The following is a 19,443-nucleotide window of genomic DNA, read 5'->3' as shown; positions in this document are numbered from 1 at the left end:
TCGCGTTCTCCATCCGTAGGGCGGCCCGCCTCATGGGCCCTGCCCCTCTCGCCTGTTCCACCTGCCCGCCTGCGAGCAGTACGTACGGTTCTACTTCGTCGGGGCGGCTGCGGCAATGCTCGGCCGCCCCGGCGTCCGACGGGTGCCGGCCGGGGCGGGGCGGGGCCCGCCGACCGGCTCCGGTTCGTCCTGGCCGGCTCCGGATCAGCCCTGGATCAGCCCGAGGACATTGCCGTCGGGGTCGGTGAACGTGGCCACCAGACGGCCGCCGCCCACGTCGTTCGCGGGCTCCTTGACCTTGGCGCCGGCGGCGGTCACCTCGGCGAGCTTCGCCTCGATGTCCGGCACGTGCCAGTACGCCACCGGCCCGGTCATGCCCCGGTCGGCGCCGCCCGGGACCAGGCCGATCTGCTGGCCCTCGGTCTCGTAGCCGACGTAGTACGGCTCGTCGCTCGTCGGCGTGACGCCGAGCAGTGCGGTGTAGACCGCCTTGGCCGCCGCGAGGTCGGTCACGGGGTGCAGCACGGTCTTGATTCCCTGGGTGGCGGAGCCGGTGGTCATGGTCACTCCTGAAGTCGTGGGCAGGTGCGGCAAGTGCTCAGTTCGCGCTCGGCGCCGGGGCGAGACCCTGGAGAACCGAGGTGCTGATCACGCTAGCTCCGGCCGGGTGGGCGCGCTTCTCCGTTCCTGATCGGTTGGCGCGAGCCGCGCCGAACGGGGCCGGGCGACGAGCCGCGGGGGGCCTGGGTCCAGCGGGGGCCTGGGTCCAAGCGTCACCGGGCGGACCGAACACACGGCGAAGCCCCCGGCCGAGAACGGCCGGGGGCTTCGCCGTGACGACTCAGGAGCCGTCGCGCTTGTCGCTCAGTGAGTCCCTGACTCCCTCGCCACGCTCCTTCATGTTCCGCATCGCGTCCTTGGCCTTGCCCTTGGCCTGGTCGGTCTTGCCCTCGGCGGCCATGCGGTCGTTGCCGGTGGCCTTGCCCGCGGCTTCCTTGGCCTTGCCCTTGATCTTGTCCATGGCGCTGTCGCCCATGGCGAACTCCTACGTGGTCGGGATCACTGACGTCACCCAACCTAGGACAGATACGCACATACCGCCCGGCGAGTGTCCCTCGTTCGGCACATCGCTCCCCCGGCGGCGCAGGCCGGGCCGACGGCACGGGATGATGGCGCCATGAGCCTTCCCGACGCCATCACCGCCACCCTCGCCGCCCGCGACAAGGTCGACTTCGAGCAGGACTTCGCGCGCACCCGCCAGATCATGACCTTCGTCCATCGGACGGAAGGCGCCGAGGCGGTCGAACTCGCCATGTTCGAGGGCCCGTTGCCCATCCCCACCGTCGGCCAGGCCGTCACGCTCTGGATCACGGGCCACCCCCTGGTCGTCCAGCGGGTGGAGACCCACTACGGACTCGGCGGGGCCGAGACCCACCCCAAGCGGGAGCAGGTCGCCTCCGTCATCGTGTTCGTGGAACCCCGAACTCCCTGATCCAGGGCGCCTGTTGACCCGCCGCATCCCGCTTCTCCGGCGGGATGCGGCTCTTGGTCGGTCGGATCGGACCCTCGGTCGGCCCCCATCTTCCCGATCGGATCCCCCGGTCGGGTCCCCCCGATCGGATTCCCGATCAGACCCCCGATCCGACGGATTCCTTCCGAGGCTGCGGCGCCTGTGCCGAGCCGGGGCCGTGGGCTCCAGGGGTGGTCCGGCTCGACGGCCGTACGAGCGCCAGGACGATCAGACCGCCGAGGGCCGCCGCCACCGCCGAGCACAGGAAGACCCGGTCGAGACCGGTGGCGAAAGCCTGGTGCACGAGGTGCCGCGCCGCGTCCTGGTGGCCGGCCGGAGCCGCCTCCACCAGGCGCTGCGCCTGACCGGCGGCCAGCGCGTCGGCGCCCCGGTCGGCGTCCGGGACGGCGCCGGCCCCGGCGAGGGTGGCCGCCGTACGGCCGGTGAAGACCGCGCCGAGGACGGCGATGGCCAAGGTCATGCCGAGCTGGCGGAAGGTGTTGACTGCGCCGCCCGCCATGCCCGCCTGCTGGGGCGGCACGGTGGAGGTGGCCGCCGAGACCAGCATGGGCGTGGCCAGACCGACGCCGATGCCGGTGACCACCAGACCCCATATGAGGGAGCTGCGCCCCGCATCGGCGGTCATCCCGGCCCGCAGCAACAGCATGCCCGCCGCGACGAGCAGCAGGCCGCCACCGATGGGCAGTCGGGGGGCGAGACGCTGGATGTGGCGGCCGGCGAACACGGCCACGACGAAGGACGCGCCGGCCAGCGGCGTCAGGGCCAGGCCCGCGCCGACCGGGCTGAGGCCGACGACCGACTGGAGCCACAGCGAGAGCAGGACCAGGCAGCCGAAGGCGCTGCCCTGGAGCAGCAGCGCGCCGCTCATCAGGCCGGTGAAGGAGGGGCGGCGCAGCAGCGCCAGGTCCAGCATCGGGGAACCGCCGTGCCGCGCGGTGCGGTGCTCGACCACGACGAAGGCGAGCAGCGCGAGCACGGTGACGGCGAACGTCGCGAGGGTCACGGCGTTCGTCCAGCCGGACTCCCCGCCGCGGATGAGCCCGTACGTCAGGCTGCCCGCGGCGATGGTGAAGGCGGCCGCGCCGGGAACGTCGATCCGGGCGGGTCCGCCCTGGCCGGCCGAGGCGCGGGGGCGGTCGGGGCGCACCACACGCAGCGTCATGGCGATGGCGACCGCGGCGATGGGCAGGTTGACCCAGAAGATCGTGGGCCAGCTGATGTGTTCGGTGAGCAGGCCGCCGAGGAGCGGTCCCGCGGCGGCGGCCGCGCCATTGGCCGCGCCCCACACGCCGAAGGCGGTGCCCCGGTCCCGTCCCTGGTACGAGCCGAGCAGAAGGGCGGGGGTGGTGGCGAACATGGCCGCACCGCCGACTCCCTGCACCACGCGGGCCGCGATCAGCACACCCACGTTGGGTGCCAGGCCGCAGACGAGCGAGGCCGCGGCGAAGACCGCCAGGCCGTAGATGTAGAAGCGCCGGTGGCCGAAGCGGTCCGCGAGGGAGCCGGAGGCCAGGAGCAGGGCGGCCAGGGCCAGCGCGTACCCGTCGATCACCCACTGGAGCGAGGAGAAGGAGGCGTCGAGGTCGTCAGCCATGCTGGGGAGTGCGACGTTCACGATGGTCACGTCGACCAGCAGGATGAAGGCGCCGAGGCAGACCGCCGTCAGGGGCCACCACTTGCGCATGTCAGGTTCTCCGATCGGATCGAAAGTGCTGTCGGGACCCGAAAGGCGCTCACGGTCGGCGCCGGTCCCGGAGATGAGTGTGGAACGCCTGAGGCAATTTTCATGAGCCAGCGCCCGCGCGATGCGTGAATCCGACATCATGGGCTCCATGAAGACGTATCTCGACACCTTGAGCCGTGCGGATCGCGAGCTGTCGGAGGAGGACCTCACCCTTGCGCACGCCTTGCAGATCAATGGGCGGGCGTCGTTCCGGGAGATCGCCGACGCCCTCGGGGTGTCCGACCAGACGGCCGCGCGGCGTTGGTCGCGACTGCAATCCGCCGGAAAGCTCCGGGTCCTCGGCCTGACCGACCCGCAGCGTGTCGGCGACTCCCCGTGGATCGTCCGGGTGCGCTGCACACCGGACGCCGCCGCTTCCATCGGGGAGGTCCTCGCCCGGCGCGCGGACACCAGCTGGGTCAACCTGAGTTCGGGCGGCACCGAGATCTCCTGCTCGGTTCGTACACGGGGGCCCGGGACCGAGGAGTCGCTGCTCCTGCAGAAGCTGCCGCGCACCCCGCAGGTGGTGGACGTCTCGGCGCACTGCCTGCTGCACGTCTTCTTCGGTCAGGACCTCGGCACGATCAACAAGAGCGGGCCGCTGACGGCGGCGCAGGTCGAGCAACTCACCCCGTCCGTCCAGCCGGAACGGGCCACGGCCGACACCCCGCCGGTGGCGCTCGACGAGAGCGACCGGCATCTGCTCGATCTGCTCGCCAGGGACGGCCGGGCGGCGCCCGCGGAACTGGCGGCCGCGACGGGGCTTTCCGTGTCGACCGTGCGCCGCCGCATCACGGAACTCCGAATCGCCGGGGTCCTCTACTTCGACGTCGAGTACCACCCGGGCGTCCTGCACCGGAAGTTCCGGGCGGCCCTGTGGCTGGAGGTCGACCCGTCCCGGCTGGCAGAGGCCGGAGCGGCGATCGCGGCACACCCGGAGGTCTCCTTCGCCGCCGCCGTCACGGGCACGGCCACCCTCTACGCGAGCATCGACGTGGCGACCGCGCAGCTCTTCTACCGCTACCTCACCGAGTCGATCGCCGCCCTGCCCGGCCTGCGCCACACGGCGACCGTCCCCATCCACCGCACCCTCAAGGGTCCGGGCCCCTACCTCCCCACCCGAGCGTGAACCGACCGAGCCACCCGAGGGGGCTCCTCGATCCGAGTGACCCGCATTCGGGGTGGCCGAGCTCAAGCACGCCGAGCCCAAGCACGCCGAGCCGGCCCCCGCCCGCCCCGAACATCCCGGGTCCGCAACTCCCGGGTCCGCAACTCCCGGGTCAGCGCGCCCGGTCGGGAGCGACCCCGACAGCGGGCAGCATCGCGCGCCGGCAGCGCACGAGATAGCGCTCAGCGGCTTCCACGGCAGCGGCCATCGAACGCTCCCCCATCAGAACGCACAGCGTGTACGCGGCATCGTCCCGCGCCTGGAGCGCACCGGAGTCCAGCGGTGCGCGGGCGACCCGGCGTTCCCTGCTGCGCAGCAGGGACAGCAGTTCATGGACGACATGGCAGTGGGGCAGCAGCATCGTGGGCTCCGGCATCGGACGAAGGGCCTGCGGGCATGGCGGCGTCGACGCCCCGCCGGGCGCTCGCTCGCCATGCACAGGCGACCCGGCCCTGAAGCGCCTCTCATCGTCACCCGTCACCTCACCATCCGCACCCCGAAGCATCACACTGCGTCACGAGAGCGCTAGGCCTGATCCGTGCCGGCCGCATCCACACCCCTCCGAGTGCGGGGCTGTAACGGTCACGTCGCGCAAAGTAGTTCCCCGAGTGCGGAATTCACTGGGGGACCTCAATGGTTGGCATATACATCGACCGAAACGGATCGACCTGCCGGTGCACCACCGGTCAGGCCGGCACTGACAGCGAGGCATCGTGAACGACCGCACCCCCGAGCAGCCCGCCGACACCGTCGCGCGGCTGCGCGCCACCTTCCGATCCGGCCGCACCCAGCCCCTCGCCTGGCGCACCACCCAGCTGCGCCGGCTGCGCGACATGCTCACCACTCATGGTGCGGACCTGGCGGAGGCCCTCCACGCCGATCTCGGCAAGAGCTCCACCGAGGCCTTCCGTACCGAGATCGACTTCACGATCCGCGAGATCGACCACACCCTTGAGCACCTGGCCGACTGGCTGCGCCCGGAGCCCGCCCCCGTCCCGGCCCACCTCGGCGCGGATGCGACGGCCCACACGCAGTACGACCCGCTGGGCGTGGTCCTCGTCATCGCGCCGTGGAACTACCCGGTCCAGCTGCTCCTCACCCCGCTGCTCGGCGCGCTGGCCTCGGGCAACGTCGTGGTCGTCAAGCCCAGCGAGATGGCGCCCGCCACCTCCTCCGCGCTGGCCCGCCTGCTGCCGCGCCACCTCGACACCGACGCGGTCGCCGTCGTGGAAGGTGCCGTGCCCGAGACCACCGCCCTCCTCGCGGAGCGTTTCGACCACATCTTCTACACCGGCAACGGCACGGTCGGCCGCATCGTGATGCGGGCCGCCGCCGAACACCTCACCCCGGTCACCCTCGAACTGGGCGGCAAGTCACCGGCGTTCGTCGATCGCGGCGCCGACCTGTCCGTCGTCGCGGACCGCCTCGTGCGCGGCAAGTTCCTCAACGCCGGGCAGACCTGCGTCGCCCCGGACTACGTCCTGACCGACCCGGAGACCGCCCGCGCCCTGGAGCCCGAGTTCGCCCGCGCCGTCGAGGCGCTGTTCGGCGCCGATCCGCAGAGCTCGCGAGAGTTCGGCCGCATCGTCAACGAGCGCCACTTCGACCGGCTCGCCGCACTGCTCGATTCCGGCCGGACGGTGACCGGCGGGGGCACCGACCGGGCCACCAAGTACATCGCGCCGACCGTACTCGCCGACGTCGACCCCAAGTCGCCGGTCATGCGGGAGGAGATCTTCGGTCCGATCCTGCCCGTCATCACGGTGGCGGACCTGGGCGAGGCCATCGAGTTCATCAACGACCGCGACAAGCCGCTCGCGCTGTACGCCTTCACGGAGTCGGACCGCACCCGCGAGCGGCTGGCCGCCGAGACGTCGTCCGGCGGTCTCGGATTCGGCCTGCCGCTGGCCCATCTGACCGTCTCCGACCTGCCGTTCGGCGGGGTCGGCGAGAGCGGGATGGGCAACTACCACGGCCGCTACTCGATCGAGACGTTCAGCCACCGCAAGGCCGTGCTGAGCAAGCCCCTCGGCTGATCCGCCCCACTCCCGAGGAACAACCTCAACTGAAGGGTCAACTGCCCGGTGCATGAAGGCAGTTGACCCTTCAGGCCCACTCCCCCAGCACCTCGCGGATCACATGGCGGGCATTCCCCGCCATCGCCGGGTTCGTGGTGCGGTAATACGGCAGCGCGATCAGCGCCTGTGAGAGCGTCCGGGCGCGGCCCCGGCGCCATGTCGCGTCATCGACGCCGAGCGCCGAACGGAAGACCTCGCGCCCGTCGGCCGGCAGTAGGTTCCAGGCCGGGAAGAGGTCACAGGCCGGATCACCCGTGCCCGCACACCCGAAGTCGATCACCGCGGCGAGCCGGCCGCCGTGCACCAGCAGGTTGCCCGGCATGAGGTCGGCGTGCAGCCACACCGGCGGGCCGTCCAGGTCCTGGACCATCAGCCCGTCCTCCCACACCGCCTCGGCGGCAGCGCAGTCGACGCCCTCCTGCGGGAGGTCACGCAGCAGCGCGAGGGCCTTGCGGGTCTCCGCGTCCAGAGAGCCAAGTGGCCCTCCCCGGTGGGCTGTCGGGGCACCGGGCAGCGTGACGCCGCGCATCGCCGCGACGAACGCCGCAAGGTCCCGCGCCAGCCCGAGGGGCTCCCGCAGCGCACCGGCCTGCGGAATCTCGCCGGGCCGCCACCGGTACACCGACCACGGCGCCGGGTAGCCCTCCGCAGGTTCCCCCGCGCCGAGCACCTCGGGGATGGCAACGGGCAGCAGCGGTGCCAGGCGGGGCAGCCACACGCGCTCGCTCAGCACGTCCCCGACCCCACCCGCCACCAGGGGCAGCCGCACGACCATGTCATCACCCAGGCGAAACATGGCATTGACGGTCCCCCCGGAGGCGATCCGCTCCACCGCGAACCCGGCCCACCGCGGGAACTGCCCGGCGATCAACCGTCGCACGAGGTTTTCGTCCAGGGCGTACTGGTCGGCATGCATCCGCTCGGCGCTCATGCGGCCCATCCGATCCCGGGGCGCCCGAGGCCGTCAAACCCATTACGGACACCCCGAACCCGATGGCCGTCCACCGGCCCGGTCCGCTCGCCGTATAGGCCCCAACTGCCCCAACTTCCCCAATGCGGGCGGTCGTTCACGATGTCGCAGCCCGACCGCCCAGTGGCGCGCATACCGGCTGACGGTCCGCGAACCCGCCGGTCAGAGGCGTCTTTCGCGTTCTCGCTGTTTGAGATGCGCAGAAGCGGCCAGGCGTACTGGTGACGGAAAACATGATCAACCGCAGGTGGAGGCAGCCCATGACGAGCGACGATCGGGCCCCACGTACACAGGGCAACGTCGAGAACGCCGCCAGGGACGTCGTCGACGGCTGAGTCGTCGGACTCCCAGCTCCCCCTCCCTCACCTCACACGTGTCCCTTATGTCGCGTTGAGGACCAAAGCCCTGCCGTCACCGCGGGCTTTGGTCCGGCGATCAAGGACTTTCACCGTGTGATCGCGCCGCCCGGAGGGAGTTCCATGTAGGGCGCACCCTTCTGTTGTCGAGCGAGAGAGACGTTGCGTGCTGAGCACCGAGGATCAACAGCCAGAGCCTGAGGCAGTCACCCGGCACCGTTCCCTGTTCCGGGCGGTCCACCGCAGGCGTAACCCAGCGCTGCGCCGCTCGGACATCACCGTGACCGACGAGGCCGCGGTCAAGCGCGCCGTCAAGGCCACCGCCCTCGGCAACGCCATGGAGTGGTTCGACTTCGGTGTCTACTCCTACCTCGCCGTCGTCATCGGCAAGGTCTTCTTCTCCGGCGCCGGCGACACCATGCAGGTCATCGCGTCGCTGGCGACGTTCGCCGCCGCTTTCCTGGTCCGGCCGCTCGGCGGCATGTTCTTCGGGCCGCTCGGCGACCGGGTCGGCCGGAAGAAGATCCTCGCCCTGACCATGATCATGATGGCCGCGGCGACCCTGTCGATCGGCCTGATCCCCAGCTACGCCACCATCGGCATCTGGGCGCCGGTGCTGCTGATCCTGTGCCGCATGGTCCAGGGCTTCTCGACCGGCGGCGAGTACGGCGGCGCGGCCACCTTCATCGCGGAGTACGCGCCGGACAAGCGCCGCGGGTTCTGGGGGTCCTTCCTGGAGTTCGGCACCCTGATCGGCTACACCGTGGCCGCCTCGCTCGTGACCGCCCTCACCGTGTTCCTGAGCGACGACGCGATGCAGCAGTGGGGCTGGCGGATCCCGTTCCTGGTGGCGGGCCCGCTCGGTCTCGTCGGCCTCTACCTCCGGTTGAAGCTCGACGAGTCCCCGGCCTTCAAGAAGCTGGAGGAGAACGGCTCCTCCGACCGGGAGCGCGAGAAGCTGCCCCTCAAGCGCATCCTCTTCGGCAACGGCCGCGCGATGCTGCTGTGCCTGGCGCTGGTGGCGGCGTTCAACATCACCGACTACATGCTGCTCTCGTACATGCCCACGTACCTCTCGACGCAGGGCTTCAACGAGACCACCGGCCTGATGTCCATCGTGATCGTGATGATCGTGCTGATGGCGATCATCAATGCGGTCGGCCGCCTCTCCGACCGGGTCGGCCGCAAGCCGGTCCTCATCGGCGGCTCCATCGGCTTCATCGTGCTCGCGGTGCCCAGCTTCCTGCTCATCAAGCAGGGCAGCACCGTCGCGGTGTTCACCGGACTGCTCGCCCTGGGTCTGGCCCTGGTCTGCTACATGGGCACCATGTCCTCGGCGCTGCCGGCCCTCTTCCCGACGGCGATCCGCTACGGCTCGCTCTCCATCGGGTTCAACATCTCGGTGTCCCTGTTCGGCGGTACGACGCCGCTGGTGGTCCAGGGTCTGATCGGGGCCACCGGCAACGACCTGATGCCGGCGTTCTACACGATGCTGGCCGGCCTCGTCGGCCTGATCGCCGCGCTCGCCATGACGGAGACGGCACGCAAGCCGTTGGAGGGCTCCCCGCCGTCCGTCGCCACGGCCGAGGAGGCGGCGGAACTCGTCGCCGCCTCGCGCGCCTGACGGCGTACGACGACACCGCCGAGAGGCCGCACCCCACTGATCGCCTGCGCGGTGGGGTGCGGCCTCTGCCGTAGGGTGAGTCAGTCGTGCTGTGCCGCAGGAATCCGGAGCAAGTTGAGCGTGTCCTCGTCCTTCCAGTCGGTCCTGGACCGCATCGCCACCGAGATCGCGGCCACCCCGGGGCGCGGCCGCCCGGCCGACTACATCCCCGTGCTCGCCTCGGCCGATCCCCAGCGCTTCGGGATGGCGGTCGCCGAGCTCGACGGCACGGTGTACGGGGTCGGCGACTGGCAGCAGCCCTTCTCCACGCAGTCCATCACCAAGGTCTTCACCCTCGCGCTGTGTCTCGCGCGCGAGGGCGAGGAGCTGTGGGAGCACGTCGGCCGTGAGCCCTCCGGCAATCCCTTCAACTCCCTGGTGCAGCTGGAGTACGAGGCCGGAATCCCACGCAACCCGTTCATCAACGCGGGTGCCCTCGTCGTCACCGACCGCCTCCAGTCCCTGACCAAAGACGCGGCCGGCACCCTGCGGACCTTCCTGCGCACCGAGTCCGGCAACCCGCGCCTCGGCTACAACGAGCAGGTCCGCGCCTCCGAGGCCGCCCACAGCGACCGCAACGCGGCGCTCGCCCACTTCATGGCCTCGTACGGCAACATCTCCACGCCGGTCCCCGAACTCCTCGACCAGTACATCCGCCAGTGCGCCCTGGAGGCGTCCTGCGCGGACCTCGCACGGGCCTCCGGCTTCCTTGCCCGGCACGGGATACTGGCCGACGGCTCCTCCCTGCTGACCCGCAGCCGGGCAAAGCAGATCAACGCGGTCATGCTGACCTGCGGCACCTACGACGCGGCGGGCGACTTCGCCCATCGCGTGGGCCTGCCCGGCAAGAGCGGGGTCGGCGGCGGCATCATCGCCGTGGTCCCCGGCCGCTGCACCCTCTGCGTCTGGAGCCCCGGCCTCGACGAGCGAGGCAACTCGGTGGCCGGAGTGGCGGCCCTGGACCGCTTCACCACCCTGACCGGGCTGTCTGTTTTCTGACGGGCCGTCAGGGCATCCGTCATTGCCCCGTGCCCGTGTGCTCAGCCCGCGCTCGGGGCCGGAGCGGGCGCCGGCTCGATGCCCGGGGTGCGGGCGGCCCGGGGCAGCAGGAGCGGGGTGGCCAGTATGAGGACACCGGCGACGAAGATCGCGGTGCGCGGGCCGGTCAGGCCGGCCAGGACGCCTCCAAGCGCGGTCAGGGTCGCGATGGCCGCCTTGCTGGCGACCGTCCAGGCCGACAGGGTGCGGGCCACGCGGTCCGTGTCGGTCTGTTCCAGGCGGTAGGTCGCGAACACCGGGTTGAAGATCCCACAGCAGGTGATCAGGCCCAGCTCGACCGTGGCGACCAGCACGAGACCGCCCACGCCGGGGCCGGTGAACGCGAGCCAGGGCACCCAGCAGGCGCGCAGCGCCCCGGAGAACAGCAGGATCCTGCGCTGGCCGAACCGGGCGACGAGCCGGCGCGCGAGGCGTGAGCCGATGAGGCCGCCGATGCACGAGGCCCCGAACGCGAGGCCGTACTGCCAGGGCGCGAAGCCAAGGGAGCCGAGCATGAGCGTGGCGAGCAATGGGGCCGTTGTCATGATCAACCCGTTCACCAGGATCGTGTTGAACAGCAGGGGACGCAGCGAGGGGTGCGTCAGGATGTGCCGCCACCCTTCGAGCAGATCGGCTCGCCGCAGCCGTGCGGACGTTCCGGTCCTTACCGGCGGCGGTGCCTCCTTGCCGCCGATCGCCCGGATGCCCAGGGCCGACAGCAGATAGCTGATCGCGTCGGCCGTCACGGTGGCCACCGGGCCGAAGGCGCCGATCGCGAACCCGCCGAGCGGCGGTCCGATCATGGTGGCGGTCCAGGCGGTGGACTCGAACCGGCCGTTCGCGACGAGCAGGTCCTCGGGCGCGACGAGCGCCTTGAGGTGGGCCCCGCCGGCCGCCCTGAAGGCGATGTCGGCCGCGCCGACGACGACGGAGACGACGACCAGCTGGACGAAACCGAGCAGTCCGAGCGCGAAGGCGACGGGGATGCTGAGGACGGCGGCGAACCGGATCAGGTCCATCGCGACCATCACCGGCCGTTTGGGGCGGAACTCGACCCACGGTCCGAGCGGCACCGCCAGCACCGTCCCGACCGCCAGCCCCGCGGCGGCGAGCGCCGACACGGCGGCGGGTCCGGCGTGCAGGACCAGGATGGCGATCAGGGGGAACGCGTCGAACGCCAGCATCGTGCCGACCGTGCTCACCCCGTACGCGGCCCACAGCCATCCGAACTGCCGCCCCAGCGACCGCCGCCTGCCCGCCATGCCCAGCACACCTTTCACCCGACCCGCACGCCCCGTCCCGGTGGAACAACCCCACGTTGACCCGTGAGATCCAAGCGACCGGCACCGGGGCAGGTCAAACAACCGGTCCGGCGGAAAGCCACAACCAGGCATTGTGCACCAGGCCGGCCCGGCCGATCCGCCGCCCGGGGCGGCCCGGGATCCGACGCACCCGGTCCCGCTCCGCGGAGATGCCCTAGGATCCCCGGGCGTGGATCTCAACGCCGTACGCACTTTCGTCGCCGTCGCGGACGCGGGTCAGTTCCAGCGGGCCGCCGCCGATCTCGCGATCAGCCAGCAGGCCGTCTCCAAGCGCATCGCCGCGCTGGAGAAGGACCTCGGGGTGCGGCTCTTGACCCGCACCGCGTCCGGGGCCCGGCCGACCATCGACGGCCAGGCCTTCCTGCCGCACGCCCGCGCGCTGCTCCAGGCCGAGGAGCGGGCGGCGGCCTCGGTGCGGCCCGGCCACCGCGCGCTGCGCGTCGATGTGATCGGCCGCCGTCTCGCGCCCGCCGATCTGCTGCGCGGCTTCCACCGCGCACACCCCGCGACCGAACTCGACGTGGTGACGCTGTTCGACGCGGACGCGGCCTTCGCCGCCGTGCGCTCCGGCACGATCGACACGTCCTTCCGCGCGGTCACCCGGCCGGCGCGGGAACTGCCCGACGGGATCGAGACCGCCCGGGTGCACGACGAGCCCGTACAGCTGTTGACCGGGCCGGGCCACCCCCTGGCCCAGGCCCGCGCGGTCGCCCCCGCCGATCTCGTCGGCCATCGGATCTGGATGCCCGGCCTGGTCGCGGGAACCGAGTGGGCGGCCTACTACGACGCGCTCGCGGCGGCCTTCGGGCTCACCATCGAGGCGACAGGACCCGACTTCGGCACCGAGCCGCTCCTTGACACCATCGCCGACTCCGCCGTGCTGGCGACCCTCGTGGGCGAGCAGACCCGGTTCGCCTGGCCCGCCGATCAGGGCCTGCGGCGCATTCCCCTCCTCGATCCCACTCCGGTCTACCCGCACTCCCTGATCTGGCACAGCGACAACCCGCATCCCTCACTCGCCGCGCTGCGCCGGTACCTCGATTGCGCCGAGCCTTCCCCGTCCCCCAACTCCCCATTCTGGACGCCCAGTTGGGTGAGCAGGACGACATCCGCACAACGCTTCGGCGCCGACGGCGAGTCGTTCCACCGGACTTGACCGGTCGTGGGCGGCGTCGAAGATCGCGGTATCGACAGGGGGCGTACGACCGTACACAGTGGCTTCCTCAGCCTTCGTGACCCCACCAGCAACGAGGAGCCACCGTGACGAAGTGGGCAGGCCGGACCGCCGTCGAGATAGCCGAGGCGGTGCGCCGCAAGGAGGTCACACCCCGGGAGGTGGTGGCCGACCACCTGGCCCGCATCGCCGAGGGCAACGAGCGCGTCGGGGCGTTCCGCGTGGTGCGCGCCAGCACCGCGCTCGCGGAGGCCGACGCGGTCGGCAGCCGAACGGACCTGGGCCGACTCCCGCTCGCGGGCGTGCCGGTGGCCGTCAAGGACAATCTTCCGGTGCGCGGCGAGAGCACCCGCAACGGTTCGGCGGCCACCTCCAGCGCCCCGGCCACCGCCGACCATGTGACCGTGGCCCGGCTGCGGGCGGCGGGCGCGGTGGTGGTGGGGCTGACCCAGGTGCCCGAGCTGTGCGTCTTCGGCACGACGGACGGGGTGCACGGCACGGCGCGCAACCCGTGGGACCCGACCCGCACGGCGGGCGGCTCGTCCGGCGGCAGCGCGGCCGCGGTGGCGGCAGGACTCGTGCCCATCGCGCTCGGCAACGACGGCATGGGCTCGCTTCGCATACCCGCCGCGCACTGCGGGCTCGTCGGCCTCAAGCCGGGCACCGGGCGCATCCCCTTCGAGCTCGGCGGCGGGTGGTTCGGGATGTCGGAGCACGGCCCGCTGGCGACGACCGCCGCGGACGCCCGGCTGATGTTCTCGGTGCTCGCCGACGAGGCGGTCGGGCCGGACGGCTCGGGCGGTCCGGCCCGGAGCGGGCCGGCCGCCCCGCGCAGGCTCAACATCGCCTGTTCCGCGCGCAGTCCGATCCTGGGGGTGCGCGTGGGGACCGCGCATGCGGCGCTCGCCCGCCGGGCCGCGCGTACCCTCTCGGGCGCGGGCCACCGGGTGGTGACCGCCCATCCGCCCTACCCGCTGTCCTTCGGCACGGTCGTTCTCGCCCGCTGGACCGGCGGGGTCGCGCAGGACGCCGAGGGGCTCGACCCCCGCCTGCTTGCCCCGCGCACCCGGCGGCACGCCCAGGTGGGGCGCCTCGCCGGGCGGCTCGGCATGCTGCGCGGGGATCACCGCGCGGCGCTGAACGAACGCCTGGAGCCGTTCTTCGCGGAGTACGACGTCCTGCTCACCCCGGCCCTCGCCCGCCCGGGGCCGGCGGCCGACGCCTGGCACGAGCGCGGCTGGCTGGCCAACATGCTGGCCAACACCGCCTGCTCGCCGATGACCCCGCCGTGGAACCTCTCCGGCCGCCCGGCGCTCGCGATGCCGTTCGGCTCACTGCCGTCGGGGCTTCCGGGTTCGGTCCAGCTCGTCGGGCGTCCGGGATCGGAGCACCAACTCCTCGATCTGGCTGCCGAGTTGGAGGCGCTGCACCCCTGGCGGCGCACGGCACCCCCGAAGACGCCCGGTCGCCAGCCGTAGGTGAACCTTCAACAGCCTTACGGAGCACCTGAGTTGGAGGGATCCGGGGATGACCGGGGCCGTACGGGCATGGCATGATCATCTTCGCGTTACCCGTCGGTAGCGACCACTCCCCCAACTTGAAGGTCACCCCTACGTGCGCACGCTCACCAGACGCCTCCTGCTCCCCGGCCTGACCGCGCTCGCGCTGGCCGGCACGGGCTGCTCAGCGCCCGCCGGCACCCCGGCGGCCGGGTCGGGAAGTGCCGCCGCCCCCTCGTCGACGCCGGCCGGCGGGGCACAGGAGCTCGAAGTCGACGCCGCCCCGCAGGGCTCGATCTCGCCGACCGCGGTGGCCCGCGCCCATGGCGGCAAGGGCCGGCCGGAGCGGTCCCCGCTGAAGGTCGCCTCGTACGACAGGGCAAGCGGGCGCGCCGTCATATCCGCCACCGCGCCCAGCCACACCGGCCCGCCGCGCCGCACCGCGCAGCCGAGCCACTCCCCCACGCCGGGCAGGCCCGCCGACCAGTCCGTCGCGGTGGGCGACGTCATCGCCAGCGCGCCCGCACCCGGCGCACCCGACGGGCTGTTGGCCAAGGTCACCGAAGTCGTGGGCCGGACCGAAGCCGGCACCGAGGTGAAGACCGCCGCCACCACGCTCGACTCCGTCCTCCAGGACGACAGGGCCGAAGGCAGGGTGCCGGTCGACCCCGCATCCGTCCGCGTGGTGCCCCTGATGAAGGGCGTCACCTTCTCGTGGGCCGGGAGTCAGGGCGCGCGATTCGGGCCGCAGGGCGCCAAGCTGCCCCTCGGCGATCTGCGCCTCGATGTGAACGCCGGGGTGAACACCGCCGAGGGCGCCCCCGCCTCGGCCGCGGCCGCGGTCTCCGGCTTCGTCCAGCTCGCCCCGCAGGTGGAGTTCGCGTACGGCGGCGGCAAGGGCGTTGGGGCCGGGCCGAGTTCGGCCTTCCTCGGCATGAGTGGCGCCTGGTCCTCGCAGTGGGCGCTCAAGGGCCGGGCCGCCGCGAGCACGGGCACTCCGCAGCGGATCCCGTTCGCGAAACTGCACAGCGCTCCGGTCATCCAGGTGGGGCCGGTGCCCGTCGTCGTGAACCTCGACCTGACCTGCTACGTCCAGGTGGAGGCCGACGGCCACGTCACCCTCGACGTCCAGCAGAACGTCAAGGGCGACTTCCGGGTGGGCGGCAGCTACGCGGTGGGCAAGGGCTGGGCCCCGGTCAGCACCTCGGCCGTGCACAGCACCCCGGTGAACGCGAGCGTCTCGGCGGCCGGGAACGTCAAGGGCGCGCTCGGTGCGGAGGCCTCCGTCGGCCTGTACGGAGCGGCCGGCGTCACCGCGGACTTCGCCCCGTATCTGCGCGGCGAGGGCGCCGCCAAGGCAGCCGCGTCCAGCGACGGCAAGGCGACGGCCCGTGCGACGTGGGCGGTGTTCGGCGGCTTCGACCTGAGCGGCCGGCTCGAATTCCATCTGTCCCTGTTCGGCACGCCGGTCATCGAGCACCGGATCCCGCTGGGCACGCTCCACCGCGAGTGGGCCCTTGCGAAGGGGCGGGTCGCGGTGTAGTCACGCGGGGCGCACGCCCGTGTACACCGTGGTGGCGGACAGCAGGAACGCGTCGCTCCGGCGCAGGATGCCGTCGGGCGCGTCGGCGTCCAGCAGCAGGTCGAGGGTCTTGACGTCGTCCGCGTCCAGGGTTTCGCTCATCATCTCCCGGAAGCGGGTCAACTGCGTGTGCAGGAACGTGCGGGCCGCCTCTCCCAGGGGCGCCGGCAGATCCAGGAGCAGCGTGAAGCTCGCGACCTCGGTGAGCCCGGCGCGGCGGAACATGGCGGGCCAGTCCTCGGCCACGCTCGTGCTGCCGGGCAGTTCGGAGCGCATGATCTCGAACCAGTACTCCTGGGCGGCGTCGAGCCGCGCCTGGAGTCCGGGTCGACCGGTGCCGATGTCACGCGGAAGGAAGCGCGTCGGCAGGCCGCCCTCCGCCACGGCGAGCAGTCCGCCGGGATTCAGGGCGCCGGCGAGCGCGTCGAGAACGCCCTGCTGGTCGCCGATGTGGTGCACGGCCTTGCTGCTCCAGATGAGGTCGGCCGTGCCGAGTGCCCCGTCCAGGCCGTCGGGGAGTTCCGCGTGCCGGACGGTGACGCGCTCGCCCACGCCGAGCCGCGCGGCGCGGTCCCGGGTGTGGGTGAGGAGCGCGGGCGTACCGTCCACCGCGACCGTCTCGGCGGCCGGGAAGGCCTCGGCCAGTACGCAGGTCATCACGCCCGGCCCGCTGCCGATGTCGAGGACCCGCCGGACCTCCGGCTCCGGTCCGAGCAGTTCGCTCAGGCGACCGGCCGTCCGGCGCAGGACCGGGAGCTGAAGCTCGCCGCTGTTCACCAGATGGGCGGCCATGACCTCCCAGTCGAGGTCCCCGTGCTGGTGACCGTCACCGTGGGCGTGGGCGTGTGCGTGTGCGTGTGCGGAATCGTTGTGTGCGCTCATGCGGACGAGCCTGCGCCCGCCGGGCCGCCACGGCAACTTTCGTTGCTGATTCCGGGACGCCCGGCGCACTCCCGGGCCTCCGTCGACGTCAACTCGCCACCCCTGTAAGGCGTTTCGTTCTGGCGGGCGTTGGCTAGGGTGCCGTGATGGACGCCATGGACGTATACGAATCCGCGCTCGGCCTCATCGGCGGCACTCCGCTGGTGCGGCTGCGCACCGAGGGTGCCGCCGCCGTCTACGCGAAGCTGGAATACCTGAGCATCGGGGGCAGCGCCAAGGACCGCATCGGCCTGCGCATGGTCGAGCAGGCGGAGAAGGACGGGCTGCTGCGGCCCGGCGGAACCGTCGTCGAAGCCACCTCCGGCAACACCGGCATCGGCCTCGCCCTGGTGGCCGCCGAGAAGGGCTACCGCTCCCTCGTGGTGGTGACGGACCGGGTCAGCGAGGAGAAGGTGAACACGCTGCGCGCCTTCGGGGCCGAGGTGGTGATCAAGCCGAGCGGGCATCCGCGCCAGCACCCCGAGCACCCGATGAGCTTCGCGGCCCACCTCGCCGCGACGACGCCCGGGGGCTGGCTCGCCAACCAGTACGACAACCCGGCCAATCCCGAGGCCCACTATCTGACCACCGGCCCCGAGATCTGGCGGCAGACCCGTGGCCGCGTCACCCACCTGGTGTCCTGCATCGGGACGGGCGGGACCATCAGCGGGGCCGGCCGCTACCTCAAGGAGGTCAGCGACGGCGGCGTCCAAGTGATCGGCGCGGACCCCGCCTCCTCCGTCTACGCCGGGGGCGACGGGCGCCCCTACTTCATCGAGGCGGCAGGCCACTTCCTGCACCCGGACACCGAGCAGGACGTATGGCCCACGTCCTACCACCCCGATGTCGTCGACCGCATCGTGCCCGTCGCCGACCGGCGCGCGCTGCACACCCTGCGTCAACTCGCCCGCGATCAGGGACTGTTGGCGGGCGGCTCATCCGGTACGGCACTGGCCGCGGCCCATGAGGTGGCCGCCGGCGCAGGCGCGGACGCCGTCGTGGTCGTGATCCTTCCGGACTCCGGACGGCAGTATCTGTCCAAGTACTTCAACGACACCTGGATGCTGCGCCTCGGATTCCTCGACGGCGACGCGGACGCACCGCGGGTCGCCGATGCCACTCCCCAGGACGGTGACTCCGCGGCGCTGCCGTACCTCAACACCCGCACGCCGGTCGGCGACGCGCTGAACGTGCTGCGCGCGAGGAATCTCGCCGGGGTCGAGCCCGTTCTGCCGGCCGGCCCCTGCCCGGCGGGTCCGGACCGGCGGCCCACCGCACCGGAACTCGCCGGGTCGGTGACACTGGCCGGGCTCGAAGCCGCCCTTCAGGACGGCGGCGCGACCCTCGGCGACCCGCTGTCGGACCATCTCGAACCGCCGCTCCCCCAATTCGGCTACGGCGAGCCCGCTCACGAAGCCCACGGCACACTGGCCCGGCATCCCCGCGACACTGCGGTCGTGCTGCGCGACGGCTGCGCCCAGGCCCTGGTCACTTCGTCCGGGCTGAGCGCTCTGGTGCCCACCGGTCACTGAGCTTCCCGGCACCGAGCTCCCCCTGCGTGGCCCGCGCCGCCGCCATGTGCAGGGTGCGCAGGGCGAGCAGCAGGACGCCGATGTCGTCCAGGTAGATCGGATCCGGCAGCAGGTCGACGGGGCTGACGACATAGAGGAGCGCGCCCCACCAGGCCGCCTTGTGGGTCAGGGGGATCCCCGCGTCCCGCAGGAGCTTGCGGGCCTTGAACAGGCGGACCGTCAGGACGACCGTGATCACGGCGGTCGCCAGGAGCGCGACGGCCGCGAGGACCAGGCCGACTTTCACTTCGGTGCTCATCGAGCCGCCTTCCCTCGCTCTGTGGCGGCGATGCTACTGAAGCCGGCTCTCGGGGACCGCGGACTCGCTCTCGTCCGGGAGGTGCACATCGCTGACGGCGATGTTGACCTCGACGACCTCCAGTTCCGTCATCCGCTCCACCGCCCCGATGACGTTGAGCCGGATCTCGGCGGCGACCTCGGTGATGCTCACCCCGTACTCGACGACGATCTCCAGGTCGATGGCCGTCTGGCGCTCGCCCACCTCGACCTTCACGCCGCGGGTCACGGACGCGCGGCCGGGCCGTATCGCGCCGAGCGTCCGGGCCAGGCCCCCGCCCAGGGCGTTGACGCCGGGCACCTCGCGGGCGGCCAGTGCCGCGATCTTCTCCACGACACCGCCCGCGATGGTGGTACGGCCGCGGGTCGCCGGCGGCTGGCCCGCACCGCTCCTGGCGGGTTCCAGCGTGGTGCTGCCCGTCGTCCCACTGGAGGTGGCGGTACCGGAGGTGCCGGTACCGGGCGTGGCGGTACCGGGCGTGGCGATTCCAGATGGGGCGGTACCGGGCATGGTGGTACCGGGCGCGGGTGTGCGGAACTCGTCCGACTC

The 19,443-nt window shown here is 72.1% G+C and carries 18 protein-coding genes; 9 read left to right on the top strand and 9 right to left on the bottom strand.

Annotated features, from left to right (window positions below; genetic code table 11):
* Positions 1 to 204: 204 nt before the first annotated feature.
* Both CG740_RS03610 and CG740_RS03605 read right to left on the bottom strand, forming a co-directional pair.
* Complete coding sequence (locus tag CG740_RS03610; RefSeq protein ID WP_100573372.1) at positions 205 to 561, bottom strand: VOC family protein; 357 nt, start codon at positions 559 to 561, stop codon at positions 205 to 207.
* 280 nt (positions 562 to 841) lie between these two features.
* On the bottom strand, positions 842 to 1,036 hold the full coding sequence (locus CG740_RS03605) for a CsbD family protein (RefSeq protein ID WP_100573371.1): 195 nt from the start codon (positions 1,034 to 1,036) through the stop codon (positions 842 to 844).
* 141 nt (positions 1,037 to 1,177) lie between these two features.
* Here CG740_RS03605 and CG740_RS03600 point away from each other — a divergent pair, with 141 nt between their 5' ends.
* Positions 1,178 to 1,492 carry a hypothetical protein gene (locus tag CG740_RS03600; protein ID WP_100573370.1) on the top strand — a complete coding sequence of 105 codons (315 nt, stop codon included), beginning with the start codon at positions 1,178 to 1,180 and terminating at the stop codon, positions 1,490 to 1,492.
* A gap of 136 nt (positions 1,493 to 1,628) precedes the next feature.
* Here the strand turns inward: CG740_RS03600 and CG740_RS03595 are convergent, their stop codons facing one another.
* A complete protein-coding gene (locus tag CG740_RS03595; protein ID WP_100573369.1) occupies positions 1,629 to 3,215 on the bottom strand; it encodes an MFS transporter in 1,587 nt (528 codons plus the stop codon).
* A gap of 148 nt (positions 3,216 to 3,363) precedes the next feature.
* On the opposite strand from CG740_RS03595, the gene CG740_RS03590 reads away from it, so the two are divergent.
* Positions 3,364 to 4,383 (top strand): Lrp/AsnC family transcriptional regulator, encoded by a 1,020-nt coding sequence (locus CG740_RS03590; protein ID WP_100573665.1) that lies wholly within the window; start codon positions 3,364 to 3,366, stop codon positions 4,381 to 4,383.
* A 151-nt stretch (positions 4,384 to 4,534) separates the two neighbouring features.
* Here the strand turns inward: CG740_RS03590 and CG740_RS03585 are convergent, their stop codons facing one another.
* Positions 4,535 to 4,798 (bottom strand): DUF5133 domain-containing protein, encoded by a 264-nt coding sequence (locus CG740_RS03585; protein WP_234376027.1) that lies wholly within the window; start codon positions 4,796 to 4,798, stop codon positions 4,535 to 4,537.
* Between the two features lie 337 nt (positions 4,799 to 5,135).
* Between CG740_RS03585 and CG740_RS03580 the strand changes: the two genes are divergently transcribed.
* On the top strand, positions 5,136 to 6,458 hold the full coding sequence (locus CG740_RS03580; RefSeq protein ID WP_100573367.1) for an aldehyde dehydrogenase family protein: 1,323 nt from the start codon (positions 5,136 to 5,138) through the stop codon (positions 6,456 to 6,458).
* Positions 6,459 to 6,528: 70 nt separating this feature from the next.
* Here CG740_RS03580 and CG740_RS03575 read toward each other — a convergent pair whose 3' ends face one another.
* A complete protein-coding gene (locus CG740_RS03575; protein WP_199846308.1) occupies positions 6,529 to 7,431 on the bottom strand; it encodes an aminoglycoside phosphotransferase family protein in 903 nt (300 codons plus the stop codon).
* Positions 7,432 to 7,992: 561 nt separating this feature from the next.
* Between CG740_RS03575 and proP the strand changes: the two genes are divergently transcribed.
* Entirely contained in the window at positions 7,993 to 9,450 is a 1,458-nt protein-coding gene (gene proP / locus CG740_RS03570; RefSeq protein WP_442802796.1) for a glycine betaine/L-proline transporter ProP, read from the top strand.
* A gap of 114 nt (positions 9,451 to 9,564) precedes the next feature.
* Positions 9,565 to 10,488 carry a glutaminase gene (locus CG740_RS03565; RefSeq protein WP_100573366.1) on the top strand — a complete coding sequence of 308 codons (924 nt, stop codon included), beginning with the start codon at positions 9,565 to 9,567 and terminating at the stop codon, positions 10,486 to 10,488.
* Between the two features lie 41 nt (positions 10,489 to 10,529).
* Here CG740_RS03565 and CG740_RS03560 read toward each other — a convergent pair whose 3' ends face one another.
* Complete coding sequence (locus tag CG740_RS03560; RefSeq protein WP_100573365.1) at positions 10,530 to 11,789, bottom strand: MFS transporter; 1,260 nt, start codon at positions 11,787 to 11,789, stop codon at positions 10,530 to 10,532.
* A 229-nt stretch (positions 11,790 to 12,018) separates the two neighbouring features.
* On the opposite strand from CG740_RS03560, the gene CG740_RS03555 reads away from it, so the two are divergent.
* From CG740_RS03555 to CG740_RS03545, 3 genes are all read left to right on the top strand, one after another.
* Entirely contained in the window at positions 12,019 to 13,005 is a 987-nt protein-coding gene (locus tag CG740_RS03555) for a LysR family transcriptional regulator (protein WP_100573364.1), read from the top strand.
* A gap of 104 nt (positions 13,006 to 13,109) precedes the next feature.
* On the top strand, positions 13,110 to 14,501 hold the full coding sequence (locus CG740_RS03550; protein WP_100573363.1) for an amidase: 1,392 nt from the start codon (positions 13,110 to 13,112) through the stop codon (positions 14,499 to 14,501).
* A 136-nt stretch (positions 14,502 to 14,637) separates the two neighbouring features.
* Positions 14,638 to 16,065 carry a hypothetical protein gene (locus tag CG740_RS03545; RefSeq protein ID WP_100573362.1) on the top strand — a complete coding sequence of 476 codons (1,428 nt, stop codon included), beginning with the start codon at positions 14,638 to 14,640 and terminating at the stop codon, positions 16,063 to 16,065.
* On the opposite strand, the gene CG740_RS03540 is transcribed toward CG740_RS03545, so the two are convergent.
* Complete coding sequence (locus CG740_RS03540) at positions 16,066 to 16,986, bottom strand: class I SAM-dependent methyltransferase (protein WP_100573361.1); 921 nt, start codon at positions 16,984 to 16,986, stop codon at positions 16,066 to 16,068.
* A 146-nt stretch (positions 16,987 to 17,132) separates the two neighbouring features.
* On the opposite strand from CG740_RS03540, the gene CG740_RS03535 reads away from it, so the two are divergent.
* Positions 17,133 to 18,557, top strand: a complete 1,425-nt coding sequence (locus CG740_RS03535) for a pyridoxal-phosphate dependent enzyme (protein WP_234376026.1) — start codon at positions 17,133 to 17,135, stop codon at positions 18,555 to 18,557.
* Here the strand turns inward: CG740_RS03535 and CG740_RS03530 are convergent.
* Together CG740_RS03530 and CG740_RS03525 are read right to left on the bottom strand one after the other, a co-directional pair.
* Positions 18,514 to 18,855 (bottom strand): YkvA family protein, encoded by a 342-nt coding sequence (locus tag CG740_RS03530; RefSeq protein ID WP_100573360.1) that lies wholly within the window; start codon positions 18,853 to 18,855, stop codon positions 18,514 to 18,516. The two genes, CG740_RS03535 and CG740_RS03530, sit on opposite strands and share 44 nt — an antisense overlap.
* 33 nt (positions 18,856 to 18,888) lie before the next feature.
* On the bottom strand, positions 18,889 to 19,404 hold the full coding sequence (locus CG740_RS03525; RefSeq protein WP_100573661.1) for an Asp23/Gls24 family envelope stress response protein: 516 nt from the start codon (positions 19,402 to 19,404) through the stop codon (positions 18,889 to 18,891).
* Between the last annotated feature and the right edge of the window lie 39 nt (positions 19,405 to 19,443).

It is taken from the genome of Streptomyces sp. CB01201, assembly GCF_002803085.1.
Lineage (GTDB): Bacteria > Actinomycetota > Actinomycetes > Streptomycetales > Streptomycetaceae > Streptomyces > Streptomyces hundungensis.
This window is presented reverse-complemented; position numbering and strand designations above follow the sequence as displayed.